This window comes from Streptomyces longispororuber, from assembly GCF_014656095.1.
GTDB classification, from domain to species: Bacteria; Actinomycetota; Actinomycetes; order Streptomycetales; family Streptomycetaceae; genus Streptomyces; species Streptomyces longispororuber.
The window spans coordinates 1-4,094 of the sequence record NZ_BNBT01000287.1 but is presented as its reverse complement, the minus strand read 5'-3'; the positions used below and the strand labels follow the sequence as shown (position 1 = coordinate 4,094).

Here is a 4,094-nt window from a genome sequence, read left to right as displayed (position 1 = left end):
GTCCGCGGCCGCACCGTCCGCCTCGGACGCCGCTCCCGCCTCGGACCCCGCTGCCGCCGAGGCCGAGGCGCCCGCCCCGGCCAGGGCCGCGCGGGCGCGGGCCGCGCCCGTCGCCGCGTCCCCGGGCGGCCCGTCGGGCTCGGGGAGGGCGGCGGCCGCGCGGGAGCCCGCGCCGAGGTCCGCCGTGGACCGCGCGGGCGACCACTGCTCGCCCCGCTTGCCCGCGTCCATCGCCTCGTTCGCCAGACGGTCCGCGTGCTTGTTCCTCTCGCGCGGGATCCACTCGTAGGTGACCTGCTCGGCGGGGAAGACCGCGGCCGCCTCGGCGGCCAGGGGCTTCATGCCGGGGTGCTTGATCTTCCAGCGGCCCGACATCTGCTCGACCACGAGCTTGGAGTCCATGCGGACGTGCACCCGCGCCGCGGGGTCCAGGGCGTGGGCGGCCTTCAGACCGGCCACCAGGCCCTTGTACTCGGCCACGTTGTTCGTGGCGACGCCCACGTACGCCGCGGCCTCCGCCAGCGTCTCGCCGGAGGCCGCGTCGATGACGACCGCGCCGTAGCCCGCGGGCCCCGGGTTGCCCCGGGAGCCGCCGTCGGCCTCGACGATGAACTCCCTCGCCACTCCCGCCCCTTTACAGGCCGGACTCGGCGGTGCGCACCAGGATGCGGCGGCAGTTCTCGCAGCGCAGGACCGTGTCGGGGGAGGCCGCCTTGACCTCGTTGACCTCGGTGATGTTCAGCTCCAGGCGGCAGCCCTCGCAGCGGCGCTGGTAGAGCTTGGCCGCGCCGACGCCGCCCTGCTGGGCGCGGAGCTTGTCGTACAGCTTGAGCAGGTCGGCGGGGATCGACGCGGCGACGACCTCGCGCTCCTTGGTGACCGTGGCGGCCTCGCGGTCCAGCTCCTGCTGCGCGGCGTCGCGGCGGCCCGTGGCGTCGTCGATCTTCGACTGGACGGACGAGACGCGCTCGGTGAGCTCGGCGACGCGCTCCTGCGCGGACTCGCGGCGCTCCATGACCTCCAGGACGACGTCCTCCAGGTCGCCCTGGCGCTTGGCGAGGGAGGTGATCTCCTTCTGGAGGTTCTCCAGGTCCTTGGGCGAGGTGACCGCGCCGGAGTCCAGGCGCTGCTGGTCGCGGGCGGCGCGCTGGCGCACCTGGTCCACGTCCTGCTCGGCCTTGGTCTGCTCGCGGGCGCAGTCGCTCTCCTCGGTCTGCGCGGCCACGAGCAGGTCGCGGAGCTGGGTGAAGTCCTTGGTCAGCGACTCGATCTCGGCGTGCTCGGGCAGGGACTTGCGCTTGTGCGCGAGCTGCGCGAGGCGTACGTCCAGGTCCTGGAGGTCGAGGAGACGGATCTGGTCGGCGGGCGCGGCGTTCAGTTGGGGGCTCCAAGGGTGCTAGATGAGCGGGGTGAGGGGGACGACGCCGCGTGGGCGGTCCAGGGGTCGGTGACCGTCTTCGAGACGTGGACGCGCAGGTTCCAGCCGTGCCGGTCGGAGATCTCGTCGAGCTGCGCGGCGGCCAGTTCGCACCACGGCCACTCGGTGGCCCAGTGCGCGGCGTCGAGCAGCGCGAGCGGCGCCTCGGCGCGGGCCTCCGACACCGGGTGGTGGCGCAGGTCGGCGGTGAGGAAGGCGTCGACGCCCGCGGCGCGCACGGCGTCGAAGAGGCTGTCGCCGGAGCCGCCGCTGACGGCGACGGTACGGATCGGGGCGTCCGGGTCGCCCGCGACGCGGACGCCCTGCGCGGTGGCGGGCAGCCGGCGCGCGGCGTGCGCGGCGAACTCGCTCAGGGTGAGCGGGTGTTCCAGCTCGCAGATCCGGCCGAGGCCGCGGCGGCCGTGCTCGTCGGTCGGGTCCGGCACGAGCGGGCGTACGACGCGCAGGTCGAGCGCGCCCGCGAGCGCGTCGGAGACGCCCGGGTCGGCGGTGTCGGCGTTGGTGTGCGCGACGTGCAGGGCGACGTCGTTCTTGATCAGGTCGTGGACGACGCGGCCCTTGACCGTCGAGGCCGCCACCGTGGTCGTACCGCGCAGGTAGAGCGGGTGGTGGGTGACGAGCAGGTCGGCGCCGAGGCGGACCGCCTCGTCGGCGACGTCCTGGACGGGGTCGACGGCGAACAGGACCCGCGAGACCTCCGCCGCGGGGTCGCCGCAGACCGTGCCGACCGCGTCCCACTGCTCGGCCCGCTCCGCGGGCCACAGGGCGTCGAGGGCGGCGATGACTTCAGACAGACGGGGCACGGGAAAAGGCTACCTTCCCGCGCTGCCGCTCCGACCCTGGGTGACGCAGGGCGACCGGGCCCTGACACGGCGCACCCGCCGCCACGCGGCCGAGCCATGGCGCACCCGCCCCTACGGGGCCGGACCATGGCGCACCCGCCACCGCGGGGCAGGTCGCTGCGTACCCGCCGCCACGCGGCCGGACCGCGGGGCCCACCGCCCGCCGCTCGGCCGGACCGTGGCCCACCCGCCGCCGCTCGGCCGGACCGACCGCGGCCAGCCGTCACCGCGCGGCAGCCGTGGTCGCCGGGCGGGACCACGGCCGTCGGGGCGCCGTCGGGGCGCCGCCGGAGCGCCGTCAGGGTTACCGCACGAGGTGGTCGCGCAGGTCGTCCAGGACCGCGTCCGCCGCCGTCACGCCGAGGCCGAGGTACCAGGTCTCGTCCGGGACGTTTTTCGCCTGTCCCTTCCTGACAGCGTCGAGCTTCTTCCACAGCGGGTTCTTCTCGGCGGCCGAGCGGCCGGTCTTCTCGGCGTCGCCGTAGACGCCGGTGAAGATCCAGTCGGCGTCGGCCTGGTCGATCTTCTCCGGGCTGATCTCGGTGGCGAGGTCCTGCCCGCGCTGGTTCGCGGGCCGGGGCAGGCCGACGTCCTCCAGGACGGTGCCGATGAACGACGCCTTGGCGTAGAGCCGGATGCGGTCCGGCATGTAGCGCAGCATCGTGACGGTCGGCTTCTTCGCGCCGAGGTCGTCGCCGAGCGCCTTCGCTTTCTTCTCGTACGCGGCGAGCGCGGCCTTCGCCCGGGCGGTGCGGTCGAGCGCGGCGGCGTTCAGGAGGTAGTTCTCCTTCCAGGTGAAGCCGGGGCGCACGGAGAACACGGTCGGGGCGATCTTGGAGAGCTGCGGGTAGAGCTTGGCGGCGCGCAGCTCGCTGCCGAGGATCAGGTCGGGCTCGAGGCCCGCGATCGCCTCCAGGTTGAGGGCGTTGATCGTGCCGACGCTCTTGGGGCTGCCCGCGTCCTTCTTGAGGTAGCCGGGGATGCCGTCGTCGCCCTCGGTGGGCGCGTAGCCGACGGGCCTGACGCCGAGGGACACCACGTTGTCGAGCTCGCCGACGTCCAGGACGACGACCCGCTTCGGCCGCTGCTTCAGCTCCGTCGTGCCCAGGGCGTGCTCGACGGTGCGCGGGAACTGCCCCGGCTCGGCCTTCGTGCCCATCTTCGCCGTCTTCGCGGCGGCCTCGGCGAAGTCCTCGCCGCCCTGGGCGACGGCCTTGCTGCCGCCGCCCGCGGCCTTGCCCTTGCCGCCCTGGTCGTCGAAGCCGGAGCCGCAGGCCGACAGGGCGAGCGCCCCGGCCACGGCGAGGGCGAGGGCGGCGGTGCCCCGGGCGGGGCGGCGGCGTGGGGACATCGGTACTCCAGGACTCAAGGACATGCGGACGCGAAAGGCACCTGGTGCGCGGGCACCAGCACACCTGGCGCGCGGGCACCAGACACCTGGTGTGCGGGCACCAGCACACCTGGCGTGCGGGCGCGCGGAGGCCCCCGAGGGGCGGGTGCGCGCAACTTAGGTTTGCCTCACCATAGCCGCTCCCCCGCACAGCACATCCACCCCGGCTTCTCCGGCGAACCGGGACATCACCACACGTACGCGTGAAGCGGACGGCCTCGGAATCCACGCCAGTGCGTACGAAAACTAGCGTCGCGAGCGGAGGTGACCCGCAGATGACAGCCCCTGTGGCCGGCCCCTCGCCCGCGTCCCCGCCGCCCGTCCCCACCCCCTCGCCGCCGTGCGCGGCCGGGCCCGCGGAGGGCCCGGGGGCCGGGCGCACCACACGCCGCGTCGCGGTGCCGGGCGGCGGGCCGGTGACGGC

4 protein-coding genes are annotated in these 4,094 nt (G+C 74.8%); all 4 read right to left on the bottom strand.

The window, feature by feature from the left end; all coding sequences use genetic code 11:
* Positions 1-624: reverse transcriptase-like protein (locus tag IE330_RS37990; RefSeq protein WP_190140741.1), on the bottom strand; the 624-nt coding region annotated here is incomplete at its 3' end.
* Positions 625-634: 10 nt separating this feature from the next.
* Entirely contained in the window at positions 635-1,378 is a 744-nt protein-coding gene (locus IE330_RS37985; protein ID WP_190140742.1) for a zinc ribbon domain-containing protein, read from the bottom strand.
* On the bottom strand, positions 1,375-2,241 hold the full coding sequence (locus IE330_RS37980) for a Nif3-like dinuclear metal center hexameric protein (RefSeq protein ID WP_190140740.1): 867 nt from the start codon (positions 2,239-2,241) through the stop codon (positions 1,375-1,377). The genes IE330_RS37985 and IE330_RS37980 overlap by 4 nt, the downstream gene beginning before the upstream one ends.
* 343 nt (positions 2,242-2,584) lie before the next feature.
* Positions 2,585-3,631, bottom strand: coding sequence for an ABC transporter substrate-binding protein (locus tag IE330_RS37975; RefSeq protein WP_190140739.1), 1,047 nt, complete (start codon positions 3,629-3,631; stop codon positions 2,585-2,587).
* Between the last annotated feature and the right edge of the window lie 463 nt (positions 3,632-4,094).

Bases quoted from the DNA above. Each gene is read 5' to 3' on its own strand.
- IE330_RS37975 (WP_190140739.1), bottom strand. From the start codon at position 3,631: ATGTCCCCACGCCGCCGCCCCGCCCGGGGCACCGCCGCCCTCGCCCTC.